The sequence below is a fragment of the Prevotella sp. P5-64 genome, assembly GCF_002251285.1.
Classification (GTDB): Bacteria; Bacteroidota; Bacteroidia; order Bacteroidales; family Bacteroidaceae; genus Prevotella.
The window spans coordinates 1-1160 of the sequence record NZ_NPJK01000066.1 but is presented as its reverse complement, the minus strand read 5'-3'; the positions used below and the strand labels follow the sequence as shown (position 1 = coordinate 1160).

Below are 1160 nucleotides of genomic sequence, written 5' to 3'. Positions count from 1 at the left end.
AACCTGAGTTCGGGATAAGAAAGTCTCTATAAAAGTTGGTAATCTCAATAATTTTTAGTACCTTTATGGTTGTAAATCAATTAGTTATAAAGTAAAAGGATACTATAGTTATGGAGATTACCAAGGACAAAATTACTGAAATTTTCTGTATTATCGATGATTTTTGCCAAGAATATGATAAAGAGATTGCCCGCATGTCCATTTGTGAGCCTGACGGGCGTAAGCACCGCAATCGGAAATGTACTATGAGCCGGTCGGAAATCATGACAATACTCATCTGCTTTCATTTCAATACTTTCCGCAACTTCAAGCATTATTACCTCTTTTATGTTAAGGTGCACCTGCACGACTTGTTCCCAAAGCAGCTCTCATATAACCGCTTTGTTGAACTCGAGTCCAGAGTCGCGGTTGAGATGATGCTGTTCCTCCAACTGTTTTGCTTTGGCAGATGCACGGGTATAAGTTTCATTGACAGTACATGCATTCCTGTATGCCACAACAAGCGTATAACAAGGAATAAGGTGTTCCGTGGTTATGCAGAAAGAGGCAAAAGCACCATGGGATGGTATTTCGGTTTCAAGTTACACCTGATATGCAATGAGAGAGGTGAACTGCTTAACTTTATGCTTACGAAAGCGAATGTTGACGATAGAAATACAGATGTCTTTAACAGATTGAGTGATAATGTGTTCGGAAAATTATTCGCAGACAAAGGATATATTTCGCATGGCTTGTTTGAGAGATTGTTTAACGACGGTATAGAAATTGTCACTGGCTTGAAATGCAATATGAAAAACAAGCTCATGCCATTGTATGACAAGATTCTGTTGCGCAAAAGATCTGTCATAGAAACCATCAATGACGAACTTAAGAATGTTGCACAACTTGTACATTCAAGACATCGTAGCGTGTTCAATTTCGTAATGAATGTCCTTTCTGTTTTGGCTGCGTATAGCTTCTTTGAAAAGAAGCCATCCATCAACATTGACTATTGCATAGAGAATGTTGACGGACAGCTTGTTGTTATAAAGTAAACTTCATTTGGACTTTACAATTCTGCATTTTGCCATCCATATTGTTTGGAGGGCAAATGTAATATGCACCTGTCGGAAATCTGGCATAGCAAGAAAAACGACTGTCGCTTATCCCGAACTCAGGTT

The 1160-nt window shown here is 38.7% G+C and carries 1 protein-coding gene; it reads left to right on the top strand.

Going from position 1 to position 1160, the window contains the following annotated elements; genetic code table 11:
- Positions 1-110 precede the first annotated feature (110 nt).
- Entirely contained in the window at positions 111-1034 is a 924-nt protein-coding gene (locus CIK87_RS12340; RefSeq protein WP_094387427.1) for an IS982 family transposase, read from the top strand.
- The last annotated feature ends 126 nt before the right edge of the window (positions 1035-1160 follow it).

What these genes read in the sequence shown, in the direction of transcription:
- CIK87_RS12340 (WP_094387427.1), top strand. Translation starts at nt 111, where the DNA reads ATGGAGATTACCAAGGACAAAATTACTGAAATTTTCTGTATTATCGAT.